Genomic DNA, 25,315 nt, shown 5'->3' on the forward strand with positions numbered 1-25,315 from the left:
CCGCCCCCGGCCGGGTGGTGACGCCATGGTTCCGCCCGTCACGGATTCGTACGGTGAAGACCGTCACCGACCACCCGTCGCCAGCCCCCGCCCCTCCGGGACGCGCATCGCGCGGCACCTCCTCGATCGCGGACCGCGGCCGCCCCACCTCACAGAAGCCGGAGCCCTCCCATGCCCCAGGCCACCGCCCTCGCCACCGCCCCGGCGCCGCCCGCCGCACGGACCCGGGGCACGGGCAGCGAGTTCTCGCCGCTCCTGCGCCTGGTGCGGAGCCAGGCACTGCTCGACCACCGCCCCGGCTGGTACGCCCGGGACATCGCCGTCACCCTCCTCGGCTTCGCCGCCGTCGCCGGCGCCCTCCTCCTCACCGGCCCCGCCTGGTGGTCCGTCCTCCTCGCCGTGCCGCTCGCCCTGTTCTCCGCCCGCGCCGCCTTCGTCGCCCATGACGCCGGCCACGCGCAGATCACCGCCGACCGCCGGGCCGGCCGCGCGATCCAGCTCGTCCACGCCAACCTCCTCCTCGGCATGAGCCGCGAGTGGTGGAACGACAAGCACAACCGCCACCACGCCCACCCCAACCACCTCGACAAGGACCCCGACGTCGCGGCCGACATCCTCGTCTTCGCCGAGCACCAGACGGCCGGCCGCACCGGCCTGCGCGGCTTCCTCACCCGCCACCAGGCCCTGCTCTTCTTCCCGCTGACCACGCTGGAGGGCCTCGCGCTCAAGCTGTACGGCGTCCAGGCCCTGCTCGCGAAGGACGGCCCGTACCGCACCCGCCGTGAACGCCTCACCGAAGCCGCCCTGCTCGTCCTCCACTTCACCGGGTACGCGGCGCTGCTCCTCACCGCCCTCACGCCCGCCCAGGCGCTGGTCTTCGCGCTCGTCCACCAGATGCTGTTCGGCCTCCACCTCGGCCTGGCCTTCGCCCCCAACCACAAGGGCATGGAGCGGCCCGACGAGCACGAGGACGGCGACAGCTGGGGCCATCTGCGCCGCCAGGTCCTGACCTCCCGCAACATCCGGGGCGGCGCCCTCACCGACTGGTTCCTCGGCGGCCTCAACTACCAGGTCGAGCACCACCTCTTCCCGTCCATGCCCCGCCCCCACCTGCGCCTCGCCCAGCCCGCCGTCCGCGCCCACTGCCGGGCCCTGGGCATCCCGTACACCGAGACCGGCTTCGTCGACTCCTACCGGCAGGCCCTCGGCCACCTCCACGAGGTGGGCGCCACCCTCCGCGAGGAGCACGCCGGCCGCCCGGAGTAGGGTCGCACGCGGATCCGATCACGACAGCGCACCCGGGGGCCCGCACATGAACGACGGCACCGTCACCACGGTCAGCAGCAACGGCACGTACTCCTTCACCAAGCCCAACCGCGACAGCATCACGCTCCTCGCCGGGCTCGGCGTGGAGGGCGACGTCCACGCCGGCGTCACGGTCAGGCACCGCTCGCGCGTCGCCCAGGACCCGACCCAGCCGAACCTCCGCCAGGTCCACCTCATCCACGGCGAGCTCTTCGACGAGGTCGCCGAGGCGGGCTTCGAGGTGGCCGCCGGCGATCTCGGCGAGAACGTCACCACCCGCGGCATCGACCTGCTGGCCCTGCCCACCGGCGCCCGCCTCCGCCTCGGCGCCGAGGCCGTCGTCGAGATCACCGGGCTGCGCAACCCCTGCGCCCAGATCGACGGCTTCAGCCACGGACTGCTCAAGCAGGTCGTGGGCCGCGACGCCGACGGCGAGCTCGTCCGCAAGGCCGGGATCATGGGCATCGTGCTGACCGGCGGCGAGGTGCGCCCCGGCGACCCGATCGGCGTCGAGCTGCCGGCCGGTCCGCACCGCCCGCTGGAGCGCGTCTGATCCTGACCCGACCCGACCGGCCGCGACCGGCGGCCGTGCTCCCTCCCGCTCCTAGGAAGGGCGTACGGCGATGGCGTCGAGCCCTTCGAGCAGCGACGGGAGCAGCGGGCCACGCGCCACCGGGAGGACCTCGCGGGGGAGCTCGTCGAGGAGGAAGAAGGCCATGTCGTCGGTGCGGGCCACCAGGGACCAGCCGGGGCCGTCGGCGCGGAGCGTCCGCGCGCCCTCGCCGGCGAAGCCGGACCGCACCCGGCCCACCGGCGGCGGCGCCTCCAGGTAGCCGCGCAGCTCGTCCATGGCCCGGCGCACCCGGTCGTACGGATCGGGCGCGCCGTCGCCCGTACCGCCTGTCGCGCCGTCGCCCGTGCCGGCTCCCGTACCGCCGCCGGCGGTCTCGGCCGGCGGGTCCGGGACCGGCTGGGGACCGACCTGCTCGCGCCACTCGTTCCAGTGGAGGGCCACCTCGTCGGCGCCGAGCCGCCGGTGCGCGGGGCCCCATCCGTCCTCGGCGGGCGGGGCCAGCGGGGCGGGGTCGCCCTCCTCGGGCTCGGGATCGTGCGGGTCGGGGATGCCGGGGGCCTGGGTGGCGACGGCGAGCGGCCAGCCGGGCAGCCCGGCGACGACCGACTCCTCGTCGGGCGAGAGGTCGTAGGCCATGCCGCAGTCCCAGGAGGCGATGGCCACCGCGACCAGCGAGACGTCGTCGATGACGACCGTCCAGCGGCCGCCGAGCCCGTCCTGGCCGAAGATCAGCCCGTACCCCTGCTCGTAGGGGTCGAGGCCCAGGGCCGCGCAGGCCGCCGGGTAGTCGTCGCCGAGCACGCTCGGGAAGCGCGCGGGCGTCAGCAGGCACGCGGTCAGCACGTACAGCGAGTCGTCGCCCGCCGCCGGTTCCGTAGCCGCCACAACACCCTCCCCAGCTCGCTCCCCATCGGATCGTCGGCGCACCTTAACCAGTGAGTAACCCGCGCGTCGAGGGTCCTCAGGGTGTGAGACTCAGCGCTCTCTGATTCCGAGCAGCGACCGGGCGACGGTCTCGGGGGTCTGGTTGCGCTCCCGGGCGAGGGTGAGCAGGGCGCGGCAGGCGAGCTCGTTGACGCCGAAGGTGAGCTGGCCGGGCGAGACCCAGGTCGCGGCCTCCTCCAGCCGCTCCTGGTCGTCCTCGGCGCAGGCGGCCACGTACACCGCCGCCGCCTCGAAGAGGTTGTGGCCCTGGCGCCCGGCGCGGGCCGGGGGCGGGGCGGCCTCGCTCCCGGACGCGCGTCGGGCGGAGGGGAGGAGCTTGCGCATGCGTTCCGCTATCCGTGTCACGGCCGGCCGCCTTTCCCCGGGCACGGCTGCCCGGCACTTCCACGGTAGACAGTGAAGTGCCGGGGCAGAAGGGGGCGTTGGGGGCGGGCCGTGCCGCTAACGGCTGGTTCGGGCCTTGGAGTCGGTGCCGGTGCCGGCGTCGGCCTCGGCGTCCGAGTCGGTGTCGGCGCCGTAGCCGGAGCCGGAGGTGTGGCCGGGCTCCGCGTCGGGGTGGCCCGCGGCGCGGGTGAAGAGCGCCGTCAGGGTGTGTCCGGTCTCCTCGAAGGAGACGGCGGTCTCGCCCCTGGCGTCCTCCTCGTCACCGCCGTACGGCTCGCCGTCGAGGAGCCAGTCGGTGAAGACGTATCCGGGCGCGGGTACGGCGGTCGCCGTCACCGTGTCGCCGTCGGAGTACGGACCCGCCTGCGAGAGGTCCACGCTGCCGTGGCCCCGCTGTTCGACCCTCAGCTCGTGGCGCCGCTCCTCGAAGAGGGCGGTGAGCTCCATGTCGTCCTGGCCGACGGAGAGGGCGAGGCTGTCGTCGTCGCCGGCGTGCGAGCCGTCGAGGCGCCAGCCCGCGAAGTCCCAGCCGGGGGCGGGCACGGCCTCGTACAGCAGGTCGGCGCCCTCCCGCTCGGCCCGCTTGGCCGGGGCCTTCGCGACCGTGCCCTGGCCGCTGGTCTTCGTGGTCACCGTGGAGGTGGGGGTGGTGCCCTTCTCGAAGACGGCGACGACGGCGTGGTCGCCGGCCGGGACGCGGAAGCCGGAGGCGCCGCCCGTGGCGGCCTTGCCGTCGAGCTTCCAGCCGCTGAAGACGTACCCCTTCGCGGCCGTGGCCGTGTAGGTGGACTGGGTGCCCTGCGGGTACGGGCCGGGCTGCGCGGCGCTGACGGTGCCGGCGCCCTGGGGGGTGACCGAGGTGGTCACGGCGCAGAGGGCGTCGGAGGTCTTGGCGGCCCGGTAGGCGGCGACGGCCCTGCCGGTGGTGCTCAGCACGTCGGCGGTGTCGGCCGAGTCCGCGGAGCCGATCGGGACGCCGAGGCGCTCGCCGCGGTAGGTCTGCCGGGGGTTGGCGAAGCGGTTGATGCGGGTGCAGACGCCCTTGGTGGCCTTGCGGCAGCTGGACTCGTACGCCATGACGGTCGACCAGTCGCCCTTGGCGGGGAAGTAGCCGGTGGCGCCGTTGTCGGGCTGGACCGGCTGGGTGACGCGGTCGTGGTCGGCGCTCATGTTGTGGCCGATCTCGTGCCCCATGGAGTAGTTGGTGACGGCGGCCCGGCCGACGACGCTGTAGCCCCAGGGCGCGGTGGCGGGGCCCGGGTCCGGCGGGGTGTAGCCGAGGCCGCCGGCGGCGCGGCCGGCGGCGAGGACGGAGACCAGGTCGGCCGCGTACTGGTCCCGCTGCGCGGCCAGGGTGTCCGCGACGCCGTCCGTGGGGAGGGCGACCGCGCTCAGGAGGTTGTTGGTGACGCCATCGAGGGAGGCCGGGACGGAGACCGGGGTGGTGCCGACCAGCCGCAGCCGGACCTTGGTGCCGCTGGCCGAGAAGGCGTCGTTGCCGAGGGCGATGCCCTGGGCGGCGAGCGCCTTGCCCTGGGCGTCGCCGCCGGCCTCGGTACGGGCGCCGGGGGTGTAGCCGACCAGCACGTCGATCAGGGCGTATCCCGCGCCGCCCTTGCAGGCGGCGGCGGCCTTGGTCGCCTTGACCGCCTTGGCCGTCGGGGTGTCCTTCGCGGGGACGGTGGCCGGCGTGCCGTCCGCCCGCGCGGCGGCGAGCGCGGCGGTGAGCCCGGCGGCCGAGGGTCCGGCGGCCGGGGGTCCGGCGACCAGGGGTCCGGTGGCCGGGGGTTCGGCGACCGGGGGTTCGGTGGGCCGGGGCTCGTCCTCGTCGGTCAGCGGGGTGCCCTGGGAGATGAGGACGCGGCCGGGGCCGGCCGACCGGATCGCGTACAGGTCGCCGCCGAGCATGAACTGCCCGCTCAGGATCTCGTTGCCGGGCGTCCTGTCGCAGCCGCCGTCCAGGGTGAGGACGACGTTCTGGTCGACCGCGCCGGCCACCCGGCCGTGCCAGACCAGGGTGGAGCCGACGGTGGCGCGGGTCGCCTCCACCGCCTGGACGACCACGTCGCCGAAGAGCGGGAAGGTCGCCTCCCGGCCGTACCCGGTGCCGCAGACGGGAGCCAGGGCGGCCGGCACGACCCGGGCGATCCGGCCACGGACGAACTCCGCGCCGAAGGCCTCCGCCGCGTCGTCGCCGGCCGGTCCGGTACGGGGCCGGCCGGCCCCCTTGTTCGTCACGCGGGCGCCGTCGTCGAGGCTGAACGCCCCCGCCGCCACGACGGCGCGCTCCGCACGCTCGTGGGCGGTCGCCCCGGACCCGTCGCCCGTGCCCGGCGGGGCGAACCCGGTGACGGTGGTGACGCCCAGAGCCATGGCTCCGAGGGCCGCACCGCCGGTCCATCTGTAGCGGGCCATCTCATCCTCCTGTTTCCCCGGGGCGGCCGCCGCGTGGGCGGCTCGCCGGGTTCACCTGCAGAAACGAGAGGGAGGTTCCTCGATCCGGCGATGTGATCACCGGATCGTACGGAGAATCACCCTGCCTGACGGGGTGTCCGGGACGGGTGTGCTCCGCATGGGCGCGGCGCTCCCGGCGCCGGCGTCAGCCCTCCCGTACCGCCAGGGCGAGATAGCGGGTGTCCTCGTCCACGTACGCGTCGAGCCGCCAGCCGGCCTCGGCCAGCACCGGGCGCAGCCGGGGCTCGGCGCGGAGGTCGTCCGGGGTGATCCGCCGGCCGTGCCGGGCCGCGAGGGCGGCGCGTCCGATGGGGTGGAAGAGCGCGAGGCGGCCCCCCGGCCGGACCGCGCGGGCGAGTTCGCGCAGGTCGGCGACGGGGTCCGCGAGATGGGAGACGAGCCCCGCGCCGAAGACCGCGTCGAGCCCGCCGTCCCGCAGGGGGAGCCGGCCGACGTCGGCGAGGAGCAGCGCGGAGGCGCCTTCCGGGCCGCTCCGCCCGGCCCGCACCACCTCGGCCAGCATCTCCGGGGTGAGGTCCGCGCCGATCACGGTGCCCGACGGGCCGACGGCGGTACGCAGCGGGGGCAGCGCGCGGCCCGTGCCGCAGCCCGCGTCGAGCACGGAGTCGCCGGGGCGCAGGCCCAGTTCGGCCACGGCGGCGGCGTAGGCGGGGCCGTCGTCGGGGAAACGGCTGTCCCAGCCGGCCGCGCGAGTGGCGAAAAATGCTCGGACATCTGTGGGGTCGTCGCTCATGCAGTCATGATCGCCCACTCGGAGGTGTGAACGTTCTGTGTGCACGTTCGAACGTCGCGCGATCGATCTGGAACTTCTCTCCGTCATATTCCAACAGCTTTCGAAATGCGCCCCTGGTGCGCCCTCTTGTGCGCACTAGCGTCCCCGAGTCATGGGACACCTGGACCACGCCACCTTCGGCTGGCTGACACCTCTGCTGTCGTACGCGATGGCCTGCATCGGCGCCGCCCTCGGGCTGCGCTGCACCGTACGGGCGCTCGACGCGACCGGCCGTTCGCGGCGGAACTGGCTGCTCACCGCCGCCTCCGCGATCGGCACCGGGATCTGGACCATGCACTTCGTGGCGATGCTCGGCTTCGGAGTCACCGGCACCGACATCCGCTACGACGTGCCGCTCACCCTCCTCAGCCTCGTCATCGCGATGGGCGTCGTCGGGGTCGGCGTGTTCGCCGTCGGCTATGGACGCGACCGGATGAGATCGCTTCTGATCGGCGGACTGACGACCGGGATCGGCGTCGCCAGCATGCACTACATGGGCATGGCCGCGCTCCGCCTCCACGGCACCGTCCACTACGACCCCGTGCTCGTCGCCCTCTCGGTGGTCATCGCGGTCGTCGCCGCCACCGCGGCCCTGTGGGCGGCGCTCAACATCCACGCCCCGATGGCGGTCGCGCTCGCCTCGCTCGTCATGGGAGCGGCCGTCAGCAGCATGCACTACACGGGCATGTTCGCGGTGGGCGTCGAGGTCGTCCCCTCCTCCGCGGACCTCCCCGGCGCGACGGTCATGCAGTTCATCTTCCCGCTCGCCGTCGGTCTCGGCTCGTACCTCTTCATCACCTCCGCCTTCGTCGCCCTCTCCCCGACGGCCGGGGAGCGGGCCGCGTACGCCTCCGCCGAACGCCTCACCGAACCGGACGAGTACGCGGTCGACGTGGCCCCACCCGGCTTTCGTGCCGGCCGCGACCCGCTGCGGACGCCTGCGCCCTGACCCGCTTCGACGACCTCCCCCCACGCACGCGCGCGTGCACCCGCCCAAGCATCCAGCCGGAAAACGCCGGAACGAGGAGCCCATGCGCACTCCCCGCAAGAACCAGGACGCCGCGGCGCCCGCGCCGCCGGCGACCGCACGCGGGCGGCGCGCGCACGCCGGGCCGCCCGCCGACGAACAGGAAACACGCGCCACCGGCCCGGGACCCGCCACCCCGCCGGGCTCAGCGGCTCCGGGGGCCGGAGAGGGGACGGGGGAGGACGGCGCCGCGCCCGCACCAGCCGTCGCCGCGTCCATGCCCGCCGCGTCCATGCCCGCCGCTTCCGCGGCGGACGGGCCCGTGCCCGGCGCTTCCGCAGCGGACGGGTCCGTGCCCGGCACGCGCGTTCCCGGTGGGTCCGTTCCCGGCGGGTCCGTGCCCGCCCCGTCGCCCCGGGGACGGGGCCTGCGCCCCCGCACCGTACGAGCGAAGATCGTCTCGCTGCTCATGGTCCCGGTCGTCTCGCTCCTCGCCCTCTGGGGATTCGCGACCGTCACCACCGCGCAGGACATGGCCCGGCTCCGTCAGCTCCAGCGCGTCGACGCCGACATCCGGCGGCCCGTGTCGGCCGCCGTCGCCGCGCTCCAGGACGAACGCCGGGCCGCCGTGCGGCAGATCGCCGCCCCCGGCGCCGGCCGGGCCGCCGAGCTCAAGGACCGGATCCGCCGCACCGACGAGGCCGTGGCCCGGCTCCGGCTCGGCGACGGCCACACCGTCGGCGACTCCGGCGACCTGCCCGCCGACGTAGGCGACCGCGTCGACACCTTCGTCGGCGAGGCGCGGGGCCTCGCCCGCCTCCGCGCCGCCGCGGCCGAAGGACGCGGCGACTGGGACCGGGTGTACGACGCGTACACGACCGCCGTCTCGGCCGGCTTCGCCGTCGGCGGCGCCCTCACCGGCATCCAGGACACCGGACAGGGCTCCCACGCGCGCGTGCTGCTCGAACTCGCCCGCGCCGGCGAGATGCTCTCCCGCGAGGACGCCCTCCTGACCTCCGCCCACCTCACCGGCCGGCTGACCGCCGCCCACCGGCTGGCCTTCGCCGGTGCGGCCGAGACCCGGCGGTCCCTCCTCGCCTCGGCCACCGCCGACCTGCCCCCCGCCGGCCGGACCGCCTGGTCACGGCTGGCCGACGGCTCCGACCACGCCCGGCTCACCGGAGCCGAGGACCGCGTCGCCCGCGCCGCCGACGGCCGCCCCGCCGTCCAGGCCGCGCCCTCCGCCGACTGGGACGCTGCCCTCGCCTCCGTACGCACCGGGCTCACCGCCGTCGAGAACGACGCGCGGGCGGCCTCCGCCGAGGACACCGACCCCTTCGCGGGCGGCATCCTCAGCCCCGCGGGCGCGGCCGTCGTCCTCGGCCTGGTCGCCGTCGCCGCCTCCCTCGTCATCTCGGTGCGCATCGGCCGCGGGCTCGTCGTCGAGCTCGTCAGCCTCCGCAACACCGCCCTCGGCATCGCCCGCCGCAAACTCCCCGCCGCCATGGGCCGGCTGCGCGCCGGGGAGGAGATCGACGTCCGGGCCGAGGCCCCGCCGGGGCCCGCGCCCCAGGACGAGATCGGCCAGGTCGGCGAAGCCCTCACCACCGTCCACCGGGCCGCCCTCTCCGCCGCGGTCGAACGCGCCGAACTGGCCAGCGGCATCTCCGGCGTCTTCGTCAACCTCGCCCGCCGCAGCCAGGTGCTCGTCCACCGCCAGCTCAACCTCCTGGACAGCATGGAGCGGCGCGCCGACGACCCCGGCGAACTCGGCGACCTCTTCCGCCTCGACCACCTCACCACCCGGATGCGGCGTCACGCCGAGAGCCTGATCATCCTCTCCGGCGCCGCCCCCGGCCGCGCCTGGCGGATGCCGGTGCCGCTGACCGACGTCGTCCGCGCCGCCGTCTCCGAGATCGAGGACTACGCGCGCGTGGAGGTGCGCCGGCTCCCCGAGACCGCCGTCGCGGGCGGCGCCGTCGCCGACCTCACCCACCTCCTCGCCGAACTCATCGAGAACGCGGCCCAGTTCTCGCCGCCCCACACCAAGGTCCGGGTCAGCGGCGAGCCCGTGGGCAACGGCTACGCCCTGGAGATCGAGGACCGGGGGCTCGGCATGGGCAAGGAGACCCTCACGGAGGCCAACGCCCGCATCGACCGCTCCGATGCCCTCGACCTCTTCGACAGCGACCGCCTCGGCCTCTTCGTCGTCAGCCGCCTCTCCGCCCGGCACGCCGTCAAGGTGCACCTGAGGCCGTCGCCGTACGGCGGCACCACCGCCGTCGTCCTGCTCCCCACCGACCTCCTCCAGGGCGACCTGGCGGCCAGCCACGGCACCGGCGCCGACCCCGTCGACGCCGGGACCTCCCGCCCGGACCCCGCTTCCCGAGGCGACGAGCGCGCCGCCCTGGAACGCGCGGAGGCCCGCCGCGCGGAGGCCCGCCGCTTCGCCCGGCCCCCGGCCGACCGCCGTGCCCCCGGGTCCGGCATGGACGCTCCGACGATCCGCACGGGCACGGGCACGGGGACAGGAGCAGGGGCAGGGGCAGGAGGGGGTACGGGTACAGGGGGTACAGGCGTCGGCGGTCCGGCCGCACCCGAGGCGGCACCGCGCACCCCCGTCACGCCGCCCTCGTCCGGCCCCGAACGGGCCCCCGTCCGGCCTCAGCCCGCGCCCAGGCCCCCACTCCAGCCCCACGCCCAGCCCCGGCCGCGTCCCACGGCCGTTCCCGCGCTCGATCCGGGTCCCGCGTCCGCGCCCGCCCCCATACCGGCCGGTGTCACCACCCTGCGCCCCCGCGGCCAGGAGGCCCTGCCGCGGCAGGCGTCGTCGGGAGCGGGGAAGGACCACGTACCGGTCCCCGGTCCCGACGAGGCGGACGGTGACGGCGGACTGCCCCGCCGGATCCGCCAGGCGAGCCTCGTCCCGCAGCTGCGCGTGGCACCGGCACCCGAGCCGGTGCCCGTCCCCGCCGTCGCCGGTGCCCCGGACCGGACGCCCGAGCAGGTACGCGACCGGATGGCCGCCTACCGCGACGGCTGGCAGCGTGGCGGAGGCCCCGCCCCGGGCGTCCGGCGCCCGCTCGGCGCCGGCGCCTCCTCGACGGGCTCCTCGACGGACTCCGCGCCGGTCGAACTCGCCGCGGACCCCCGCACGGATCCCGGCACGCGCCCGTACGGCGACATCGGGCGGGCGACCGCCACGACGCACGCGGCCCCGCATACGGCCCCGCCGGACCCGGACCCGTCGCATCCGGCCACGCACGCGGCCCCGCCGGACCCGGCCCCGTACGACCCGCGCGGCGACGGACGCGCGCGTACCGATCTCGGCCCCTACTTCGGCGCCCGCTCCAACCCGCCCCAGGACCCCCGATCCGAAGGAGACGACGCATGATCGACCACGCGAGGATCGCCCACCACCGCTCCGGTGAACTCGACTGGCTCCTCGACGATCTGGTCGCCCGGGTCCGCGAGGTCCGGCACACGGTCGTGCTCTCCGGCGACGGCCTCGCGGTCGGCGCGTCCAGCGGACTGAGCCGGGAGGACGCCGAACACCTCGCCGCCATCGCCTCCGGCTTCCACAGCCTCGCCAAGGGCGCCGGACGCCAGTTCCACACCGGGGGAGTCCGGCAGACCATGGTCGAGATGGACGACGGCTTCCTCTTCGTCGCCGCCGCCGGCGACGGCTCCTGTCTGGCGGTCCTCAGCTCCGTCCACGCCGACATCGGCCTCATCGCCTACGAGATGGCCCGGCTCGTCAAACGCGTCGGCGAGCACCTGCACACCCCGCCGCGGCTCACGGCGACCCCGCCGGCCGCCGGCTGACCGGAGACCCACCCATGACCATGGACAGGACCGGCGGGGACGTCGCAGGCCGGGACGTCACCGGCGGGGACAGCACCGGCGGCGACCCGCCCGCGCCGGGCAGCCAGTGGTACGACGCCGACGCCGGACCGCTCGTCAGGCCGTACGCGATGACGGGCGGACGGACCAGACCGGGCCCCAGCAACGTCCGCTTCGACCTCATCGCCCTGGTGGTCGTGGACGACGACCCGCCGGGCCGGGCCGAGGAGGACGTGCTCGGCCCCGAACACCGCGCCCTGCTCTCCCTCTGCCGGGCCGAGACCCAGTCGGTGGCCGAACTCGCCGCCGACGCCGACCTCCCCGTGGGCGTCGTCCGGGTCCTCCTCGGCGACCTCCTCGAATCGGGCTTCGTACGCGTCAGCCGGCCCGTACCGCCCGCGCAGCTCCCCGACGAACGCATCCTGAGAGAAGTGATCGATGGCCTACGAGCGCTCTGACAGCACCGGCGCGGACGGCGGCGACGACACCGCTCTCGCCCTGAAGATCCTCGTCGCCGGCGGCTTCGGCGTCGGCAAGACCACCCTGGTCGGGTCGGTCAGCGAGATCCGCCCCCTGCGCACCGAGGAACGGCTCAGCCGGGCCGGCGAACTCGTCGACGACACCGGGGGAGTGGACCGGAAGACCACCACCACCGTGGCCATGGACTTCGGCCGGATCACGATCCGCGCGGGCCTCTCGCTGTACCTGTTCGGCACCCCGGGACAGGACCGCTTCTGGTTCCTCTGGGACGAGCTCGCGCAGGGCGCCCTGGGGGCGGTCGTCCTCGCCGACACCCGCCGCCTGGAGGACTGCTTCCCGGCGGTCGACTACTTCGAGCACCGGAAGATCCCGTTCGTGGTGGCCGTCAACTGCTTCGAGGGCGCCCGCTCCTACGGTGCGCAGGACGTGTCCCGCGCCCTCGACCTGGACCTGGGGACACCGGTGGTCCTCTGCGACGCGCGCGACCGGGACTCGGGCAAGGAGGTCCTCGTCCGCGTCGTCGAGTACGCCGGGCGGATGCACACCGCCCGGCTCCTCGACACGGTCGGCTGACCGGGCGTCACGGTCGGCCGCGGTGACGGCGGGGCCGGCCGCAGGGGCGCCAGGGCCGACAGGACCGGCAGAACGGGCGTCCGGGAGACGTCAGTCGGAGACGCCACCCGCCGAGACCACCTTCTCGATCGCGACCCGGACCAGGAGTTCGCCCGGCACCCCGTTGCGGGCGCCGAACTCCTCGGCCCGGTCCTCCCCCATGTACCGGCCGCCGATCCGGGTGGCCCAGCGGACCAGCTCCGACGGCTCCTCGCTGAGTTCGGCCCGGCCGCTGAGGGTGACGTAGGAGAACGGCGGGGCGTCGTCGTCCACGCAGAGCGAGACCCGTCCGTCCCGGGCGAGGTTGCGGCCCTTCACCGTCTCCTTCCCGGTGTTGAAGACGAAGGAGTCGCCGTCGAGCACGAACCACACCGGCACGACGTGCGGGCTCCCGTCCGCGCGGACGGTCGCGAGCTTGCCGGTGCGGGCGCCCTCGGAGACGAAGGCCCGCCACTGTTCCTCGGTCATTCTCGTCATGGCCCCATCCTGCGGCATGCGGCGGGCGTACGTCGGCACACCGGACGGATGGGGTGCTTGCCCTGTCCACGACAGTGCGTAAGGCTTGCCGCGACACGCGGTCCGTACGGCGCACGCGGGCACGGGGCCCGGCCGGCGCGACCGCACCGAACAAGGGGGAGTGACCACATGGCGCTGGACAAGGGGCTCGACTGGCTCCTGGACGATCTGACCCGACGGGTCGGACCCATACGGCACGCGCTGGTGCTGTCGAACGACGGTCTGGTGACGGGCGCGAGCAGCGAACTCGCGCGGGAGGACGCGGAGCACCTGGCCGCGGTCTCCTCGGGCCTGCACAGCCTCGCGCGCGGCTCAGGCCGGCACTTCCGGGCAGGCCGGGCCCGGCAGACGATGGTCGAGTTCGACGAGGCGCTGCTGTTCGTCACGGCGGCCGGCGAGGGCAGTTGCCTGTGCGTGCTCAGCGACGCCGAGGCCGACGTCGGCCAGGTGGCGTACGAGATGACGCTCCTGGTCAACCGGGTCGGGGAGCACCTGGGGGTCGCGGCACGTCAGCCGGGCGGACCGATCGTCTGACGGCCGGACCGATCACCAGCGGGGCGGACCGATCGCCAGCCGGGCGGACCGATCGTCTGACGGCCGGACCGACGGCCTGAGGGCCTGAGGGTCTGACCGACGGCCTGAGGGCGGCCGCTCCGTTCTCCGTCCTTTCGTTGTCGCCGACAGGCGGTTGTCCACAGGCGGTTGTCCACAAGAGGTGCACGGATCGTCACTCTCCGTTACGTTCGTGGGTGTCGGGTTCACCGGAACCCGGACCGGCCGGCAGGCCGACGCGAGCGAGCGGGGGAGGCGGCGGACGCCATGACGGTGGACGAGACGACACGGACGGTGGCACCGGCCCGAGCGGCGGAAGAGCTGGAACTGAGGCGTGAGGAGTTCCGGCTCGCCGTCCGGATGGGGCTGATCAGGACGGCCCCGCTCCCGGTCCCGGTCCCCGCCCCGGAATCGCGGGCGGCGCTCCGGGACCGGGCGCCCGAGCGGCGCCCGGTCGAGCGCGCGGAGCTCGACCGGCTCAAGGCGGCGCCGGACTTCCCCGACGGCCTGCGTCGGCGTGTGCGGGTCGTGGGCGCGGGAGAGGCGGCCGGACTCCTCTCCATCACCCACGACCGGTTCGTCCGGCTGGCCCGCACGGGCCACCTGAGCCCGGTCCGCTTCTACCTCAACCGCTACCGGGCGGTGATCTGGCTGTACGTGGCGGCCGAGGTCGCCGCCTTCGGCGAGGAGCACCCCGGACTGCTCTCCGGCCGGCTGCCGGCCGAGGTGCGCCGGCGGGAAGCCGCCGGGGAGGACCTGCGGGCCAGGAACTGGCGCTCCCGTCACCTGGCACTGCTCCTGCGCGCCACCGACGACCCGTGGGCCCGCGCGGCGGCGATCGCCTCGCTCCTCGACCCGGTCCAGGTCGCGGAGGTCGTCGACGACCCCTACGAGCGCGCCTACCTCGACCGGCTGCGCCCGGCGCCGCCACCGGGCCTGCCCGTCGCGGGCGCGGCCCACGAGGTCGCCGCCCGTCTCGTCCGGGCCGACGACCCGGACGAGATCCTGTGGCACCGGGTGAGCCTGGCCCTGGCCCTGGACGAGGCCCGCGCCGCCCGGCAGGCGCCGTACCCGGGCGAGCGCCCACGGCCGGCTCCGGCACCGGTGCCCGAGCCGGAGCCCGAGCCCGAGCCGGTGGGCGTTCCGGTGGCGGGAGCGACGGGGAGAGCGGAAGCCGGGCGGGCGGCGGGCTCCCCGCGCCCGGGACTGCTGGGCCGGATCCGGCGGGCCCTGCCCGGTCGGGCGGCCCTCGGCGGGGGGTGGGGCGAGCGGCGTGACTGGGGCTGACGGGGCCGAGGGACTGCGGGTGCGGTCGTGGGGGTGGGTGGTGACGATGGGGGCATGCTGCTGGCCCGTGTCGCCGAGGTCTCCCGGGAGGTCGCCGCCGCCTCGGCGCGGTCGCGGAAGATCGCGCTGCTCGCCGAACTGTTCGCGGAGGCCACGCCCGAGGAGAGCCCGCTGGTCATCGCGTACCTCTCGGGCCGACTGCCGCAGGGGCGGATCGGCGTCGGCTGGAGCACGCTCGGGCAGGTGGTCCCGCCCGCCGTGCCCCCGGCCGCCGTGCCCGCCCTGACCGTGGCCGGGGTGGACGCCGCGATGGAGGAGCTGGCGGCCGTCGCGGGTCCCGGATCCCAGGCGGAACGGGCCCGTAGGGTGCGGGAGTTGTGTGCGGCGGCGACGGTCGAGGAGCAGGAGCTGCTGGTGCGGCTGCTCTCCGGGGAGGTGCGGCAGGGAGCGCTCGACGCCATCGCGCTGGAAGGCGTCGCGAAGGCCGCCGCCGTGCCCGCCGCCGCACTGCGGCGCGCGGTGATGCTGGAGGGATCGCTGCCGCCGGTGGCCCGGGCGGTCCTCGCGGAAGGGCGCACGGCCCTCGACCGGTTCACCCTGCGCGTCGGCCGGGCCGTGCAGCCGATGCTCGCGCACACGGCCGGATCCGTCGCCGAGGCGGTGGCGGCACTGGGGCCGTGCGTGGTGGAGGAGAAGCTGGACGGCATCAGGATCCAGGTGCACAGGGACGGGGAGGAGGTACGGGTCCACACCCGGTCGCTCGACGACGTCACCGTCCGTCTGCCCGAGGTCGTGGCCGTCGCCCGCGAGGTGCCGTCGGAGTCGTTCGTCCTGGACGGCGAGGTGATCGCCCTCGACCCCGGCACCGGCCGCCCGGCCGCGTTCCAGTCCGTCGCCGGGCGGGTCGGCTCCCGCGTGGACGTCACCGGCGCCCAGGCCGCGCTCCCGCTCACCCCGGTCTTCTTCGACGTCCTCGCCGCCGACGGAGAGGCCCTCGTCGACCGCCCCGGCCGCGAGCGGCACGTGGTCCTCGCCCGCCTGCTGCCCGAGGACCGCCGGGTGCGCCGCTTCGAGGTCACCGACCCCGACGACCCCGCGCGACGGGCGGCGGCCGAGCGGTTCCTCGCCGACACGCTGGCCCGAGGACACGAGGGCGTGCTGGTCAAGGCCCTCGACGCGCCCTACGTGGCCGGCCGGCGCGGTCGCACCTTGCTCAAGGTGAAGCCCGTGCGCACGGTCGACCTCGTGGTCCTCGCCGTCGAGTGGGGCAGCGGGCGGCGCACCGGCTGTCTCTCCAACCTCCACCTCGGCGCCCGCGCGACGGACGGGGGCGGGTTCGTGATGCTGGGAAAGACCTTCAAGGGCCTCACCGACGAGATGCTCCGCTGGCAGACGGCCCGGCTCGGGGAGCTGGCCGTCGAGGACGACGGCCACACCGTGAAGGTCCGGCCAGAACTGGTCGTGGAGATCGCCTACGACGGCCTCCAGCGCTCCCCTCGCTATCCCGCCGGCATCACCCTCCGCTTCGCCCGCGTGCTGCGCCACCGCCCCGACAAGCCCGCGGCCGAGGCCGACACCGTCGACACCCTCCTCGCCGCGGGCTGACGGCGGCAGCGTCAAGGTCGGGGCGGGGAGGGGCGGGGCGGCCGGAGCCGTCGACGTACCCGCGGCGGAGGGGGATGCTGGAAGGGTGGCACGTGGGCCGCGAGGAGATGAGCGACGTGTACGACTTGCACATCGACACAGACGTCAACGTCCAGCTGAGCGACTGCCGCCGGCAGGACGCCCGGGCGGTCTTCGACGTCCTCGACCGCTACTACCGGCTGGAGGACGTGGAGCCCGCGGTCCCGGCGGGCGAGGGTCCGGCCGCCACCGTCTGGATGGCCACCTTCGATACCTCCGGCGGCCGGCGCGAGGAGACGCCTCCTCCTGCGCTCGACGGCAAGGTCGTCGCCCTGCTGACCGGCGGGTACCACGCCGTCGCCGAGGTCGAGAAGGTGCTCGCCGTCGACTTCGACATCGAGTCCCTGCAGTCGGTCTCGGGTGACCAGGAGACCGAGGCGCGGCTGCTTCTCGCCTCACGCTGAGCCCCGCCGAGCCCCGCTGGCCTCCGCCGAGGCGGACCGGCGACGGCGGCACTGACACCCCGGACGGAGCGGACGGGCCCCGTCCGGGGCGAGGTCGTGCCCGCGCGAGGAAGGGGGAGGCCCCCCTTCCGACCCCGGTATACACCGTGTGTAGAGTTCACGGCGGCCATTGATCACCTCCGCCCTGACCAGGCGGGGACGTGGCCGCGTCACACACGAAACCGGGGAAAGCGGGTACCACCATGTTCCGATCCAGGCCGGGCCGTCGCGGTGGGAGGACCGCCGCCGTGCTCACCGTCGCCACCCTCGTGCTCACCCTCGGCGGCTGCGGCGTGGACCCGCTCACCCCGCAGGCCGCGCGGGCCGAGGCGGGCGGCGACGACAAGGCGGGAACGGACTCCCGCCGGGTCGACTGCGCCAAGGTGAAGTGCATCGCGCTCACCTTCGACGCCGGGCCGGGCGAGGACACCCCGCACCTCCTCGACGTCCTCAAGGAGAAGCGGGTCCCCGCCACCTTCTTCCTCCTCGGCCACAAGCACGTCGACCGCTACCCGAAGGTCGTCAAGCGGATCGCGGACGAGGGGCACGAGGTCGCCAACCACACCTGGTCGCACCGCATCCTCACCGACCTCGACGAGAGCGAGGTCCGCGAGGAGCTGTCCCGCACCCAGGACGCCATCGAGAAGATCACCGGCCGCAAGCCCGTCCTGATGCGTCCGCCCCAGGGCCGCACCGACTCCACGGTCGGCGACGTCAGCCGGGAGCTCGGCCTCGCGCAGGTCCTCTGGAGCATCACCGCCAAGGACTACTCCACGACCGACTCCGCCCTGATAAAGGAGCGCGTCCTCGAGCAGGCGCACCGCGACGGCATCATCCTGCTCCACGACATATACGACGGCACCGTCCCCGCCGTCCCCGAGATCATCGACGAGCTCCGGAACCGCGGCTACACCTTCGTCACCGTCCCCGAACTCCTCGCCCCCGGCACGGCGCGGGCCGGCGCCGTCTACCGGCCCGAGAAGGACTGACCGCCCCCGGATCCCGGGTCTCGGACCCCGCCCCCGCCCCCGGACCCGGACCTCGATCCGGCCCTCCCGGGGGTGAGTGAGCCGACTCACACCGTTCGCCCCGGACCGTCCGGAACATTGGGCAAACGTTCACCGTTCTCCCTTATGTGACGGCGAAGGGGCCCGGTCCCCACGGTCCCCCCACCAGAGGCGACCGCCCTTCGCCCGTCACGGCGAACGGCCCCGGCTGGAATCCCCCGTCCAGCCGGGGCCTCGCCATGTCCGGGGCGGCTCGCGCACGGCGCGCCAGGGGCGCGTACGACGGCGCGTTCGACCCGTTCGAGTGAGCTCGCGCATGGACGACGCCGTCACGGGCAGTGATCGTTCGGGCCGGCCGACGATCATCCTCCGGCCCGCCGACCAGGCACCGCGCCATCGCGCCGAGGGGGACCCATGCCGCTCGTCACCACACCGCTCGCCCGCCGGGCCCTGCCTGCCGCCGCCGCCCTCGCACTCCTCACCGGCTGCGCCTCCGTCCACCCCGACCTGCCCGGACCGCCCTCCGTGCCGACCGCGCGCGCCGCGCAGGACGCCCTCCTCAGGGCGGCGGAGCGCCGGCTCGTCGACGGCTGTCTCGCCGACCGCGGCATCCGGGCCACCGCCGAGCCGCGCGCGCCCGCCGACGACCGGGCCCTCCAGGCGGCCCTCTTCGGGACCGGGCCCCGTGAACTCTCCGTGACGCTCGCCACCGGCGCCACCGTCACCGCCCACAGCGACGGCTGCCTCGCTGCCGCCAAGGACCGGCTCTACGGCGACCAGCACCGCTGGTTCCGGGCCCAGGTCGTCGTCGACAACCTCCGCGCGGAGGCCCAGGCCCGCTACCGCGACGACCCCGCCCACCGAGCCGCGCTCGCCCGCTGGACGGAGTGCGTCGCACCACCCGGCCGCCCCCGCCCCGAGCGCCCCGAGCCCGCGCGAGCGGCCCGCTGCTCACGGGAGACCGGCCTCGACGACACCCGCGCCCGACTGGAGCGCGCCGAGCTGACCGAGGTGCGCGCCCTGCACCACGACGAGCTCACCACCTACCGGCAGTTGCGCGACCGTGCGCTGCGGCGGGCGGTCCTGCTGCCCGCGCCCACCCCACCACCGAAAGGCAACGCCACCTCGTGAAGCGCTTCCTGGCCACCGCGGCCGCCACCCTCTTCGTCCTCACCACCGGCCTCGCCGCCGCAGGCCCCGCCACCGCCGCCGAATGTCCTTCCGGGCACTTCTGCGTCTGGCAGGAGTCGAACTTCGGCGGCCAGCGGGCCAACTGGAGCGGTGACGACGGCTGGTGGGAGAGCTGGATCTCCGACACCGACTCCTCGTGGGCCAACCACGGCATCTCCGGACCCGGCATCAAGGACCACGTGCGGGTCTACGAGAGCGCCTGGCAGGGCGGCGGCGTGACCATCTGCCTCGGCCCGGGACAGGAGGTGGGGTACAACGGCGCGGCCAACGACCGCGGCGACTCCCACATCTGGGCCACCGGCTGCTGACCCCGAGCCCGGCGCGCCCCGGTCACGGGGTGCGCCGGGCCCCCGGGTGGCGCAGCGCCGAGGCGAGCATCAGCCCGGCGCCCCGGACGACGCTGGTAGACGGGTCGTTGGCCAGCCGGACCCGCCCGCGCAGCACCTGGGCGAGCCGCGCGGTCACGTCGAGTCGGAGCGCGCCGCCGCCGGTCACCAGGACCCCCCGGCGCAGTGCTCCGCGCACCGCGCCGGTGCCGTCCTCGCGCCACATGTCGCTCACCATGTCGGCGGCGGTGCCCACCACCGCGTCCGGCACCCCACCGTGCGGCGGCAGGTCGTCGACGCCGAGCTCGGCGAGCCGCGCGTCCTGCACCTGTCCGTCGACGACGAGCGTGACCTCGGTCAGCCGGGCGCCGAGGTCGACCACGAGCAGCGGGCCGCCGCCGGGCGGCGCCGCGTAGGCGGCGGCGGCCCGGGCGCTGTCGACGGCGATCACCCGGACCGGGCCGAGCCCGGCGACCACCCGGCGGGCGGCCTCGCGCTCGGCCGGTGCGGAGAGCACCGGATGGGTCAGCATCACCACGGTGTCGTGGCTCTCCGCGCCCGGGGCGGTGGCGGCGAGCCGCTTGAGGAGCCGCAGCTGGGCGGAGTCGTCCGCCACCCGGCCGCGCCGGACCGCCGTGCTCGGCACGTCCGCGAAGACGCCCGCGCCCGGGGTCCAGGCCCGCGTCCGAGAGCTGCCGATGTCGAGGGCGATCCCCCGCACCGGTCGCCGCGCGTCCAGCTGGGTGCCACCCGCTCCGTACGATCCCATCGCTTCCGTCCATTCCCTGTCGGCCCCGCTGATTGCGAGGCCGATCCGCGCCCACACTATGCAGGATCCGCAGCGGGAACGCCATGGAGCTTGGGGATCGAAGGTCAGGCCGCGGTGCCGAGCCAGAGGTCCGGGCCGAAGACCTCGTAGTGCACATCGGCCGCGGCGACACCGGAGGCGACGAGGTCGCCCCGGACCGTGCGGAGGAAGGGGAGCGGTCCGCAGAGATACGCGTGGGTGCCGGCCGGCAGTTCCAGGGCGGTCACGTCGGCGCGGCCCTCGCGCGCGTCGGACGCGCCCGGCTCCTCGTACCAGACGTGCAGGCTGCCCTGCGGCAGCCTGCCGACCAGCTCGCGCAGCTCCTCGGCGTGGGCGTGCGCCTCGGGGGAGCGGTCCGCGTGCACGACGACGACCGGGCGCTCGGCCCCGGTGGCGGCGAGGTGGTCGAGCATGGCGAGCATCGGGGTGCTGCCGATGCCGGCGGAGGCGAGCAGCAGCGGGCCGTCGCCCTCGGGAAGCACGAGGTCGCCGAAGGGCGCGGAGACCTCCAGGACGTCACCGGCGGCCGCGTGGGCGTGGAGCCGGTTGGAGACCTCGCCCGCCGGGTCGCCGTCGACCCGCTTGACCGTGATCCGCCAGGCGGGGCGGCCCGGGGCGCTGGAGAGGCTGTACTGGCGGATCTGGTGGGCGCCGTCCGGGAGGGCGACGCGCACGCTCACGTACTGGCCGGGCCGGAAGGGCGGCAGCGGCGAGCCGTCCGGGTCCGTGAGCACCAGGGAGACGGTGTCCGCGGTCTCCTCGCGCCGCTCGGAGATCCGTACCGGCCGCCAGACGTCGCCGTTCTCGACGCCCGCCTCCTGGTAGAGGCGGCTCTCCAGCGCGATGAGCGCGTTCGCCGTGAGCCAGTAGACCTCGTCCCACGCCTGGGCGACCTCGGGGGTGACGGCCTCGCCGAGCACCTCGACGATCGCGGCGAAGAGGTGCTCGTGCACGATCTTGTACTGGTCGGCCGTGACGCCCAGCGAGGCGTGCTTGTGCGCGATGCGGGAGAGCAGCGTGTCGGGACGGGTGTCCGGGTGCTCCAGGAGCGCGACGGCGAAGGCGGCTATGGAGCCGGCGAGGGCCTTGCGCTGGTCGCCGTTGGCCTGGTTGCCGCGGTTGAAGAGGTCGCGCAGCAGCTCGGGGTGGGCGTCGAAGAGCCGCCCGTAGAAGCGCTCGGTGATCTGGTCGAGCGCTCCGCCGACGGCGGGCAGGGTGGCGCGGACGACGGGTACGGCCTGCTCGGACAGCATCGGAACTCTCAATCTGGTAGATGATCTACGTGTTTTAGCGGAGGTGGAACCCCGTGCGGCACGGGCCGCCCGGGTGGGTGTGCGGGGGATCACGACGGGGGACGCGGGGTGAGGGAGAGCAGGACGGGACCGGTCGGCGACCGCACGAGATCGGCCACCGTGAGCGGGTCGAGCGTGCGGTAGAAGGCGTCCTGGGCCTCCCGCAGGGCACCCCGCAGCCGGCAGGCCGCCCGCAGGGGACACGGCGGATCGGCCTCGCAGCCGACGACCTCCTCCTCGCCCTCCAACGTCCTGGTCAGCCAGCCCACCGAAGAGCGCCGGCCGAACTCCGTGAGGGCGAGCCCGCCCCCGCGCCCGCGCCGGGCCTCCACCACGCCGAGGTGCTGGAGCCGGGTGACCACCTTCGCCATGTGGGCGTGCGGCACCGCCATCTCCTCCGCCACCACGCGCGTGGTGACGGGCTCCTCGTCGTCGGCGACCGCCAGGCGCATCACGGCGCGCAGGGCCAGGTCGGTGAACTTGGTCAACCTCACGGGATGACCGTATCAAAGCGGTATCCCGGACTCGCATTAAGGGTGCGGGTCCGGGATACCGGGGCCCGCGGGGCGGGCGGAGGGAAGGGGAGGGGGTCAGGCGAGGACCTTCGTCTTCGCCTGCTGGAACTCCTCCTCGGAGATCGCGCCCTTCTCCTTCAGGTCGGCGAGCCGTGCCAGTTCGTCCGTGGCGCTCGGCGCGGTCGCGGCGGCCTGGGTGCCCGCCGTCTGCCGGATGTACTCCTGGAAGCGGGCCTCCGACTCCTTCGCCTGCTTGACGTCACGCAGCCCCATGCCCTTGCCGCGGGCGATCACGTAGACCAGTACGCCGAGATAGGGGAGCAGGATGCAGAAGATCAGCCAGCCGGCCTTGCCCCAGCCACCCAGCTCGTGGTCCCGGAAGACGTCCGTGATCACCTTGAAGAGCAGGAAGAGCCACATGATCCAGAGGAAGAACCACAGCATCGTCCAGAAGACGTTCAGGAGGGGATAGTCGTCCATTCCCGCACACTCCGTTCCCTCGACGGCCGGGAGGCCGCGCGTTGGAGTGAGTCTCACCCGTCCGGCCCGAGCCCGCATGTCGGCCCGGCCGTCCCGGCTCCGCGTGCGCGCCGGGGGTTGCCGTGGTCGCATGGAGATCCCGTACGCGGACGGCGGCCCACGGCCGACGAGGAGCGGAGAGCCATGGGACCGGTGGAATGTGTGGTGCTCGCCTTTCCCGGCGAGCGGCTGAAGGTGGCGGCCGTCGCCGCGATCGCCGAGCTCCGCAAGGAGGGGCAGGTCCGGCTGATCGACTCGCTCGTCGTGGTCAAGTCGCCGACCGGCGAGGTCTCCACCTCCGAGCTCGTCGAGTACGACGAGTACGACGAGGCCACGGCGGAGATCGGCCCCGAGGCCAACCTGCTCGGCCCCGAGGACGCGGCCGAGGTGGCCCAGTCGCTCGAACCGGGTTCCTGTGCGCTGATGCTGCTCGTCGAGCACATCTGGGCCGGGCGGGCGGCCGAGGCGATCCGTGAGGCGGGCGGCCGCGTCGCGGCCAGGGTGCCCATCCTCGACGCCCACGTGGAAGAGGCGCGTGCCGCCTACCAGCAGGCGGTCGCCGCGGCCGCGGAAAGGGGCTGAAGCCCGATGTTCATGCGCCGCCGTCCCCTCGCCCGCCCCGTGGTCCGCCCCGCCGGAGCCCCACTGCTGCGCGGCGCCCTCGTCGGCGGAGTCGCGTACGCCGCCGGCCGCAGCGCCGCCAAGGCCTCCCGCCGCGAGCAGGACCAGGAGCAGGCCATCGCCGACCTCCAGTACCAGCAGGCCTCGCAGGCGCCCCCGCGGACGGCCCCCGTCGCACCGCCCCCGCAGGCCCCGGCCGCGCCCCCGTCCGGCGGCCAGGCCGCCGGCGGCCTCACCGAACAGCTGGCCCAGCTCGGCGAACTCGCCCGGCAAGGGGTGCTCACCCCGGAGGAGTTCGCCGTGGCGAAGGCGCGGCTTCTCGGCGGCTGAGCCCCGGGCCGGCGGGCCCGGGACGGCCGGTCAGGCGGTGCGCAGGGCCGCGAGCGCGGCCAGCGCGCGGTCGGCGTGGGCGCTCATCCGCAGCTCGCTGCGGACGACCTCCTTGACCCGCCGGTCCTGCCCGATCACGAAGGTGACCCGCTTCGTCGGGGCGAGCGAGAAGCCGCGCCGCACACCGAAGCGCTCCCGCACGCTTCCCTCGGGGTCGGAGAGCAGCGGGTAGCCGAGCGAGTGGCGCTCGGTGAACTCCCGCTGCCGCTCGACCTCGTCGCCGCTGACGCCCACCGGAAGCGCGCCCGCCGCGCGGAACTCCGCGGCCAGGTCGCGGAAGTGGCAGGCCTCGGCGGTGCAGCCGGGCGTCATCGCCGCCGGGTAGAAGAAGAGGACGACAGGCCCTTCGGCGAGCAGTCCGGAGAGCGAGCGCGAGGCGCCGGTCTCGTCCGGAAGGGTGAAGTCCTCGACGAGATCGCCGACGTTCATGAGGTCCGCCCCTTCGTCGGGCGCCCCGGCCTCCCGGTGTCCGCCCGTTTCGCGCCCGCCGGCCTCCCCGGCGGACTACCCGAGAGTTCTACCGCAGGGTAGGAGTCGGCGTCACCCCGCGTCCGCCCCGGCCCGCGGCGATCCGCGCGTCCAGGACCGCGAGGACGCGCTCGCCCCAGCGGAGGTTCTCCTCCTCCAGCAACCGGCCCCGCATCAGCGTCAGATACGGTCCCACCCGGTCGGCCTCGCGCAGGTACGTCTCCTCGTCCCGGCCGCCGAGCAGCCACTCCCGCAGCCGTTCGTACCGCGCGAGCTTGTCCCGGGAGACCTCCATGTGCCGCGCCACGAAACCCCGCACGGCCCCGGTGTCACCGCCGTCGCACGCCTGCACCTGCACCATCAGCTCGTCGCGCACCGCCGTCGGCCGCGGGGCCACGGAGGTGAAGCCGTCGAGGTCCCGCCGGCCCTCCGGGGTGAGGCTGAACATCCGCTTGTTCGGACGCCGTTCCTGCTCGACCACCCGGGCGGTGATGAGGCCGGCCTCCGAGAGCCGGTCGAGCTCGCGGTAGAGCTGCTGGGGGGTGGCGGCCCAGAAATTGGCGACGGACACGTCGAAGATCTTGGCGAGGTCGTATCCGGATGCCTCGCCCTCCAGGAGAGCTGCGAGGACGGCGTGCTTGAGGGACATCCGGACACGCTAGCAGTCCGTTGAATAGTTTCCTCCGCACCTATTCAACGGCCACGGCGCCCCGACCGCCCCGTCTTGCCTGGCACCCGGCCCGGCGCCTGCCTAGGCTGGATCACCACGACACCACGGGGGAGACGACCGGGGGCCGGAGGAGCGAGCAGCGCCATGGACACCGACGCGTACGTCTACACCAGCTACATCAGGACCACCCCGGACGAGCTCTGGAAGGCCCTCACCGAGCCGGAACTGACCCGGCGCTACTGGGGCGTGGCCTTCGAGGCGGAGTGGACCCCCGGCGCGCCGATGGTCTGGGACGAGGGCGACCGCCGGACCGCCGACCCCGAGCAGGTGGTCGTCGAGGCCGTGCCGGGCCGCCGACTGGCCTACACCTGGCACACCTTCACCCCCGAATGGGCGAAGGCGGTCGGCCTGGACGACGAGGTGTACGGCCGCCTCGCGCGCGAACGCCGGTCCACCGTCGACTTCGCCGTCGAACCCTCCGGCGACATGGTCCGGCTGACGGTCACCCACGGCGGCCTGGAGCCGGACGGCATCATGCGGGGACTCGTCGGGGAGGGCTGGCCCGCGATCGTCTCCAGCCTGAAGTCGCTCCTGGAGACCGGAGAGGAGCTTCCGGAACCGCCCCGCTGACCCATTCGAGTCGTCTCGTGGGCCCATTGCCCGCCACGCC

At 74.9% G+C, this 25,315-nt stretch carries 28 protein-coding genes; 17 read left to right on the top strand and 11 right to left on the bottom strand.

Going from position 1 to position 25,315, the window contains the following annotated elements; all coding sequences use genetic code 11:
- Positions 1–171: 171 nt before the first annotated feature.
- Both ACFQ8C_RS02925 and ACFQ8C_RS02930 read left to right on the top strand, forming a co-directional pair.
- The gene (locus tag ACFQ8C_RS02925) at positions 172–1,266 is read left to right on the top strand and encodes a fatty acid desaturase family protein (RefSeq protein ID WP_383451640.1); all 1,095 of its coding nucleotides are present in this window, start codon (positions 172–174) and stop codon (positions 1,264–1,266) included.
- Positions 1,267–1,312: 46 nt separating this feature from the next.
- Positions 1,313–1,858: an MOSC domain-containing protein gene (locus ACFQ8C_RS02930; protein WP_383451642.1), complete on the top strand. Its 546-nt coding sequence runs from the start codon at positions 1,313–1,315 to the stop codon at positions 1,856–1,858.
- 51 nt (positions 1,859–1,909) lie between these two features.
- Here ACFQ8C_RS02930 and ACFQ8C_RS02935 read toward each other — a convergent pair whose 3' ends face one another.
- The 4 genes from ACFQ8C_RS02935 to ACFQ8C_RS02950 all read right to left on the bottom strand — a co-directional run bounded on the left by ACFQ8C_RS02935 (position 1,910) and on the right by ACFQ8C_RS02950 (position 6,416).
- Positions 1,910–2,764, bottom strand: a complete 855-nt coding sequence (locus tag ACFQ8C_RS02935; protein WP_383451643.1) for a hypothetical protein — start codon at positions 2,762–2,764, stop codon at positions 1,910–1,912.
- 90 nt (positions 2,765–2,854) lie between these two features.
- The gene (locus ACFQ8C_RS02940; RefSeq protein ID WP_383451644.1) at positions 2,855–3,148 is read right to left on the bottom strand and encodes a hypothetical protein; all 294 of its coding nucleotides are present in this window, start codon (positions 3,146–3,148) and stop codon (positions 2,855–2,857) included.
- Between the two features lie 117 nt (positions 3,149–3,265).
- Entirely contained in the window at positions 3,266–5,623 is a 2,358-nt protein-coding gene (locus ACFQ8C_RS02945; protein ID WP_383451645.1) for a reprolysin-like metallopeptidase, read from the bottom strand.
- Between the two features lie 184 nt (positions 5,624–5,807).
- Positions 5,808–6,416, bottom strand: coding sequence for a class I SAM-dependent methyltransferase (locus tag ACFQ8C_RS02950; RefSeq protein WP_383451647.1), 609 nt, complete (start codon positions 6,414–6,416; stop codon positions 5,808–5,810).
- 151 nt (positions 6,417–6,567) lie between these two features.
- Between ACFQ8C_RS02950 and ACFQ8C_RS02955 the strand changes: the two genes are divergently transcribed.
- From ACFQ8C_RS02955 to ACFQ8C_RS02975, 5 genes are all read left to right on the top strand, one after another.
- Positions 6,568–7,404 carry an MHYT domain-containing protein gene (locus ACFQ8C_RS02955; protein ID WP_383451649.1) on the top strand — a complete coding sequence of 279 codons (837 nt, stop codon included), beginning with the start codon at positions 6,568–6,570 and terminating at the stop codon, positions 7,402–7,404.
- 82 nt (positions 7,405–7,486) lie between these two features.
- Complete coding sequence (locus ACFQ8C_RS02960; RefSeq protein WP_383451651.1) at positions 7,487–10,816, top strand: nitrate- and nitrite sensing domain-containing protein; 3,330 nt, start codon at positions 7,487–7,489, stop codon at positions 10,814–10,816.
- Positions 10,813–11,247, top strand: coding sequence for a roadblock/LC7 domain-containing protein (locus ACFQ8C_RS02965; protein ID WP_383451653.1), 435 nt, complete (start codon positions 10,813–10,815; stop codon positions 11,245–11,247). Before ACFQ8C_RS02960 ends, ACFQ8C_RS02965 begins: the two co-directional genes overlap by 4 nt.
- Before the next feature lie 20 nt (positions 11,248–11,267).
- Complete coding sequence (locus ACFQ8C_RS02970; protein ID WP_383451818.1) at positions 11,268–11,723, top strand: DUF742 domain-containing protein; 456 nt, start codon at positions 11,268–11,270, stop codon at positions 11,721–11,723.
- Positions 11,704–12,318: an ATP/GTP-binding protein gene (locus ACFQ8C_RS02975; RefSeq protein WP_383451655.1), complete on the top strand. Its 615-nt coding sequence runs from the start codon at positions 11,704–11,706 to the stop codon at positions 12,316–12,318. The genes ACFQ8C_RS02970 and ACFQ8C_RS02975 overlap by 20 nt, the downstream gene beginning before the upstream one ends.
- Positions 12,319–12,408: 90 nt before the next feature.
- Here the strand turns inward: ACFQ8C_RS02975 and ACFQ8C_RS02980 are convergent, their stop codons facing one another.
- Complete coding sequence (locus tag ACFQ8C_RS02980; protein ID WP_383451656.1) at positions 12,409–12,834, bottom strand: PPOX class F420-dependent oxidoreductase; 426 nt, start codon at positions 12,832–12,834, stop codon at positions 12,409–12,411.
- A 168-nt stretch (positions 12,835–13,002) separates the two neighbouring features.
- On the opposite strand from ACFQ8C_RS02980, the gene ACFQ8C_RS02985 reads away from it, so the two are divergent.
- From ACFQ8C_RS02985 to ACFQ8C_RS03015, 7 genes are all read left to right on the top strand, one after another.
- Positions 13,003–13,407, top strand: coding sequence for a roadblock/LC7 domain-containing protein (locus ACFQ8C_RS02985; RefSeq protein ID WP_383451658.1), 405 nt, complete (start codon positions 13,003–13,005; stop codon positions 13,405–13,407).
- Between the two features lie 285 nt (positions 13,408–13,692).
- Positions 13,693–14,712: a DUF6397 family protein gene (locus ACFQ8C_RS02990; protein ID WP_383451659.1), complete on the top strand. Its 1,020-nt coding sequence runs from the start codon at positions 13,693–13,695 to the stop codon at positions 14,710–14,712.
- A gap of 54 nt (positions 14,713–14,766) precedes the next feature.
- Positions 14,767–16,317 carry an ATP-dependent DNA ligase gene (locus ACFQ8C_RS02995; protein WP_383451661.1) on the top strand — a complete coding sequence of 517 codons (1,551 nt, stop codon included), beginning with the start codon at positions 14,767–14,769 and terminating at the stop codon, positions 16,315–16,317.
- 107 nt (positions 16,318–16,424) lie between these two features.
- Entirely contained in the window at positions 16,425–16,799 is a 375-nt protein-coding gene (locus ACFQ8C_RS03000) for a hypothetical protein (RefSeq protein ID WP_383451820.1), read from the top strand.
- Positions 16,800–17,041: 242 nt separating this feature from the next.
- Entirely contained in the window at positions 17,042–17,827 is a 786-nt protein-coding gene (locus ACFQ8C_RS03005; RefSeq protein WP_383451663.1) for a polysaccharide deacetylase family protein, read from the top strand.
- A gap of 432 nt (positions 17,828–18,259) precedes the next feature.
- The gene (locus tag ACFQ8C_RS03010; protein ID WP_383451665.1) at positions 18,260–18,976 is read left to right on the top strand and encodes a hypothetical protein; all 717 of its coding nucleotides are present in this window, start codon (positions 18,260–18,262) and stop codon (positions 18,974–18,976) included.
- Complete coding sequence (locus tag ACFQ8C_RS03015) at positions 18,973–19,344, top strand: peptidase inhibitor family I36 protein (RefSeq protein ID WP_383451667.1); 372 nt, start codon at positions 18,973–18,975, stop codon at positions 19,342–19,344. Before ACFQ8C_RS03010 ends, ACFQ8C_RS03015 begins: the two co-directional genes overlap by 4 nt.
- 22 nt (positions 19,345–19,366) lie before the next feature.
- Here the strand turns inward: ACFQ8C_RS03015 and ACFQ8C_RS03020 are convergent, their stop codons facing one another.
- The 4 genes from ACFQ8C_RS03020 to ACFQ8C_RS03035 form a co-directional block, all read right to left on the bottom strand.
- Positions 19,367–20,131, bottom strand: a complete 765-nt coding sequence (locus ACFQ8C_RS03020) for a rod shape-determining protein MreC (protein WP_383451669.1) — start codon at positions 20,129–20,131, stop codon at positions 19,367–19,369.
- Positions 20,132–20,235: 104 nt separating this feature from the next.
- Positions 20,236–21,423, bottom strand: a complete 1,188-nt coding sequence (locus tag ACFQ8C_RS03025) for a globin domain-containing protein (protein ID WP_383451671.1) — start codon at positions 21,421–21,423, stop codon at positions 20,236–20,238.
- A gap of 89 nt (positions 21,424–21,512) precedes the next feature.
- Positions 21,513–21,956, bottom strand: a complete 444-nt coding sequence (locus tag ACFQ8C_RS03030) for an RrF2 family transcriptional regulator (RefSeq protein WP_383451673.1) — start codon at positions 21,954–21,956, stop codon at positions 21,513–21,515.
- A 96-nt stretch (positions 21,957–22,052) separates the two neighbouring features.
- On the bottom strand, positions 22,053–22,457 hold the full coding sequence (locus tag ACFQ8C_RS03035; protein WP_383451675.1) for an SHOCT domain-containing protein: 405 nt from the start codon (positions 22,455–22,457) through the stop codon (positions 22,053–22,055).
- A 183-nt stretch (positions 22,458–22,640) separates the two neighbouring features.
- On the opposite strand from ACFQ8C_RS03035, the gene ACFQ8C_RS03040 reads away from it, so the two are divergent.
- The gene (locus ACFQ8C_RS03040; RefSeq protein ID WP_383451677.1) at positions 22,641–23,078 is read left to right on the top strand and encodes a DUF6325 family protein; all 438 of its coding nucleotides are present in this window, start codon (positions 22,641–22,643) and stop codon (positions 23,076–23,078) included.
- Between the two features lie 12 nt (positions 23,079–23,090).
- Positions 23,091–23,447, top strand: coding sequence for an SHOCT domain-containing protein (locus ACFQ8C_RS03045; RefSeq protein ID WP_383451679.1), 357 nt, complete (start codon positions 23,091–23,093; stop codon positions 23,445–23,447).
- 30 nt (positions 23,448–23,477) lie between these two features.
- On the opposite strand, the gene ACFQ8C_RS03050 is transcribed toward ACFQ8C_RS03045, so the two are convergent.
- The gene (locus ACFQ8C_RS03050; protein WP_383451681.1) at positions 23,478–23,936 is read right to left on the bottom strand and encodes a peroxiredoxin; all 459 of its coding nucleotides are present in this window, start codon (positions 23,934–23,936) and stop codon (positions 23,478–23,480) included.
- 88 nt (positions 23,937–24,024) lie between these two features.
- Positions 24,025–24,624: a PadR family transcriptional regulator gene (locus ACFQ8C_RS03055; RefSeq protein ID WP_383451683.1), complete on the bottom strand. Its 600-nt coding sequence runs from the start codon at positions 24,622–24,624 to the stop codon at positions 24,025–24,027.
- A gap of 165 nt (positions 24,625–24,789) precedes the next feature.
- On the opposite strand from ACFQ8C_RS03055, the gene ACFQ8C_RS03060 reads away from it, so the two are divergent.
- Positions 24,790–25,275, top strand: a complete 486-nt coding sequence (locus tag ACFQ8C_RS03060) for an SRPBCC family protein (RefSeq protein ID WP_383451685.1) — start codon at positions 24,790–24,792, stop codon at positions 25,273–25,275.
- Positions 25,276–25,315: the final 40 nt, after the last annotated feature.

It is taken from the genome of Streptomyces sp. NPDC056503, from assembly GCF_042794995.1.
In the GTDB taxonomy this organism is placed as follows: Bacteria; Actinomycetota; Actinomycetes; order Streptomycetales; family Streptomycetaceae; genus Streptomyces.

Coding starts and splice junctions, on each gene's coding strand:
- ACFQ8C_RS02925 (WP_383451640.1), top strand. CDS start 172: ATGCCCCAGGCCACCGCCCTCGCCACCGCCCCGGCGCCGCCCGCCGCA.
- ACFQ8C_RS02930 (WP_383451642.1), top strand. CDS start 1,313: ATGAACGACGGCACCGTCACCACGGTCAGCAGCAACGGCACGTACTCC.
- ACFQ8C_RS02940 (WP_383451644.1), bottom strand. CDS start 3,148: ATGCGCAAGCTCCTCCCCTCCGCCCGACGCGCGTCCGGGAGCGAGGCC.
- ACFQ8C_RS02945 (WP_383451645.1), bottom strand. CDS start 5,623: ATGGCCCGCTACAGATGGACCGGCGGTGCGGCCCTCGGAGCCATGGCT.
- ACFQ8C_RS02950 (WP_383451647.1), bottom strand. CDS start 6,416: ATGAGCGACGACCCCACAGATGTCCGAGCATTTTTCGCCACTCGCGCG.
- ACFQ8C_RS02955 (WP_383451649.1), top strand. CDS start 6,568: ATGGGACACCTGGACCACGCCACCTTCGGCTGGCTGACACCTCTGCTG.
- ACFQ8C_RS02960 (WP_383451651.1), top strand. CDS start 7,487: ATGCGCACTCCCCGCAAGAACCAGGACGCCGCGGCGCCCGCGCCGCCG.
- ACFQ8C_RS02965 (WP_383451653.1), top strand. CDS start 10,813: ATGATCGACCACGCGAGGATCGCCCACCACCGCTCCGGTGAACTCGAC.
- ACFQ8C_RS02970 (WP_383451818.1), top strand. CDS start 11,268: ATGGACAGGACCGGCGGGGACGTCGCAGGCCGGGACGTCACCGGCGGG.
- ACFQ8C_RS02975 (WP_383451655.1), top strand. CDS start 11,704: ATGGCCTACGAGCGCTCTGACAGCACCGGCGCGGACGGCGGCGACGAC.
- ACFQ8C_RS02980 (WP_383451656.1), bottom strand. CDS start 12,834: ATGACGAGAATGACCGAGGAACAGTGGCGGGCCTTCGTCTCCGAGGGC.
- ACFQ8C_RS02985 (WP_383451658.1), top strand. CDS start 13,003: ATGGCGCTGGACAAGGGGCTCGACTGGCTCCTGGACGATCTGACCCGA.
- ACFQ8C_RS02990 (WP_383451659.1), top strand. CDS start 13,693: ATGACGGTGGACGAGACGACACGGACGGTGGCACCGGCCCGAGCGGCG.
- ACFQ8C_RS02995 (WP_383451661.1), top strand. CDS start 14,767: ATGCTGCTGGCCCGTGTCGCCGAGGTCTCCCGGGAGGTCGCCGCCGCC.
- ACFQ8C_RS03000 (WP_383451820.1), top strand. CDS start 16,425: ATGAGCGACGTGTACGACTTGCACATCGACACAGACGTCAACGTCCAG.
- ACFQ8C_RS03005 (WP_383451663.1), top strand. CDS start 17,042: ATGTTCCGATCCAGGCCGGGCCGTCGCGGTGGGAGGACCGCCGCCGTG.
- ACFQ8C_RS03010 (WP_383451665.1), top strand. CDS start 18,260: ATGCCGCTCGTCACCACACCGCTCGCCCGCCGGGCCCTGCCTGCCGCC.
- ACFQ8C_RS03020 (WP_383451669.1), bottom strand. CDS start 20,131: ATGGGATCGTACGGAGCGGGTGGCACCCAGCTGGACGCGCGGCGACCG.
- ACFQ8C_RS03025 (WP_383451671.1), bottom strand. CDS start 21,423: ATGCTGTCCGAGCAGGCCGTACCCGTCGTCCGCGCCACCCTGCCCGCC.
- ACFQ8C_RS03035 (WP_383451675.1), bottom strand. CDS start 22,457: ATGGACGACTATCCCCTCCTGAACGTCTTCTGGACGATGCTGTGGTTC.
- ACFQ8C_RS03040 (WP_383451677.1), top strand. CDS start 22,641: ATGGGACCGGTGGAATGTGTGGTGCTCGCCTTTCCCGGCGAGCGGCTG.
- ACFQ8C_RS03045 (WP_383451679.1), top strand. CDS start 23,091: ATGCGCCGCCGTCCCCTCGCCCGCCCCGTGGTCCGCCCCGCCGGAGCC.
- ACFQ8C_RS03050 (WP_383451681.1), bottom strand. CDS start 23,936: ATGAACGTCGGCGATCTCGTCGAGGACTTCACCCTTCCGGACGAGACC.
- ACFQ8C_RS03055 (WP_383451683.1), bottom strand. CDS start 24,624: ATGTCCCTCAAGCACGCCGTCCTCGCAGCTCTCCTGGAGGGCGAGGCA.
- ACFQ8C_RS03060 (WP_383451685.1), top strand. CDS start 24,790: ATGGACACCGACGCGTACGTCTACACCAGCTACATCAGGACCACCCCG.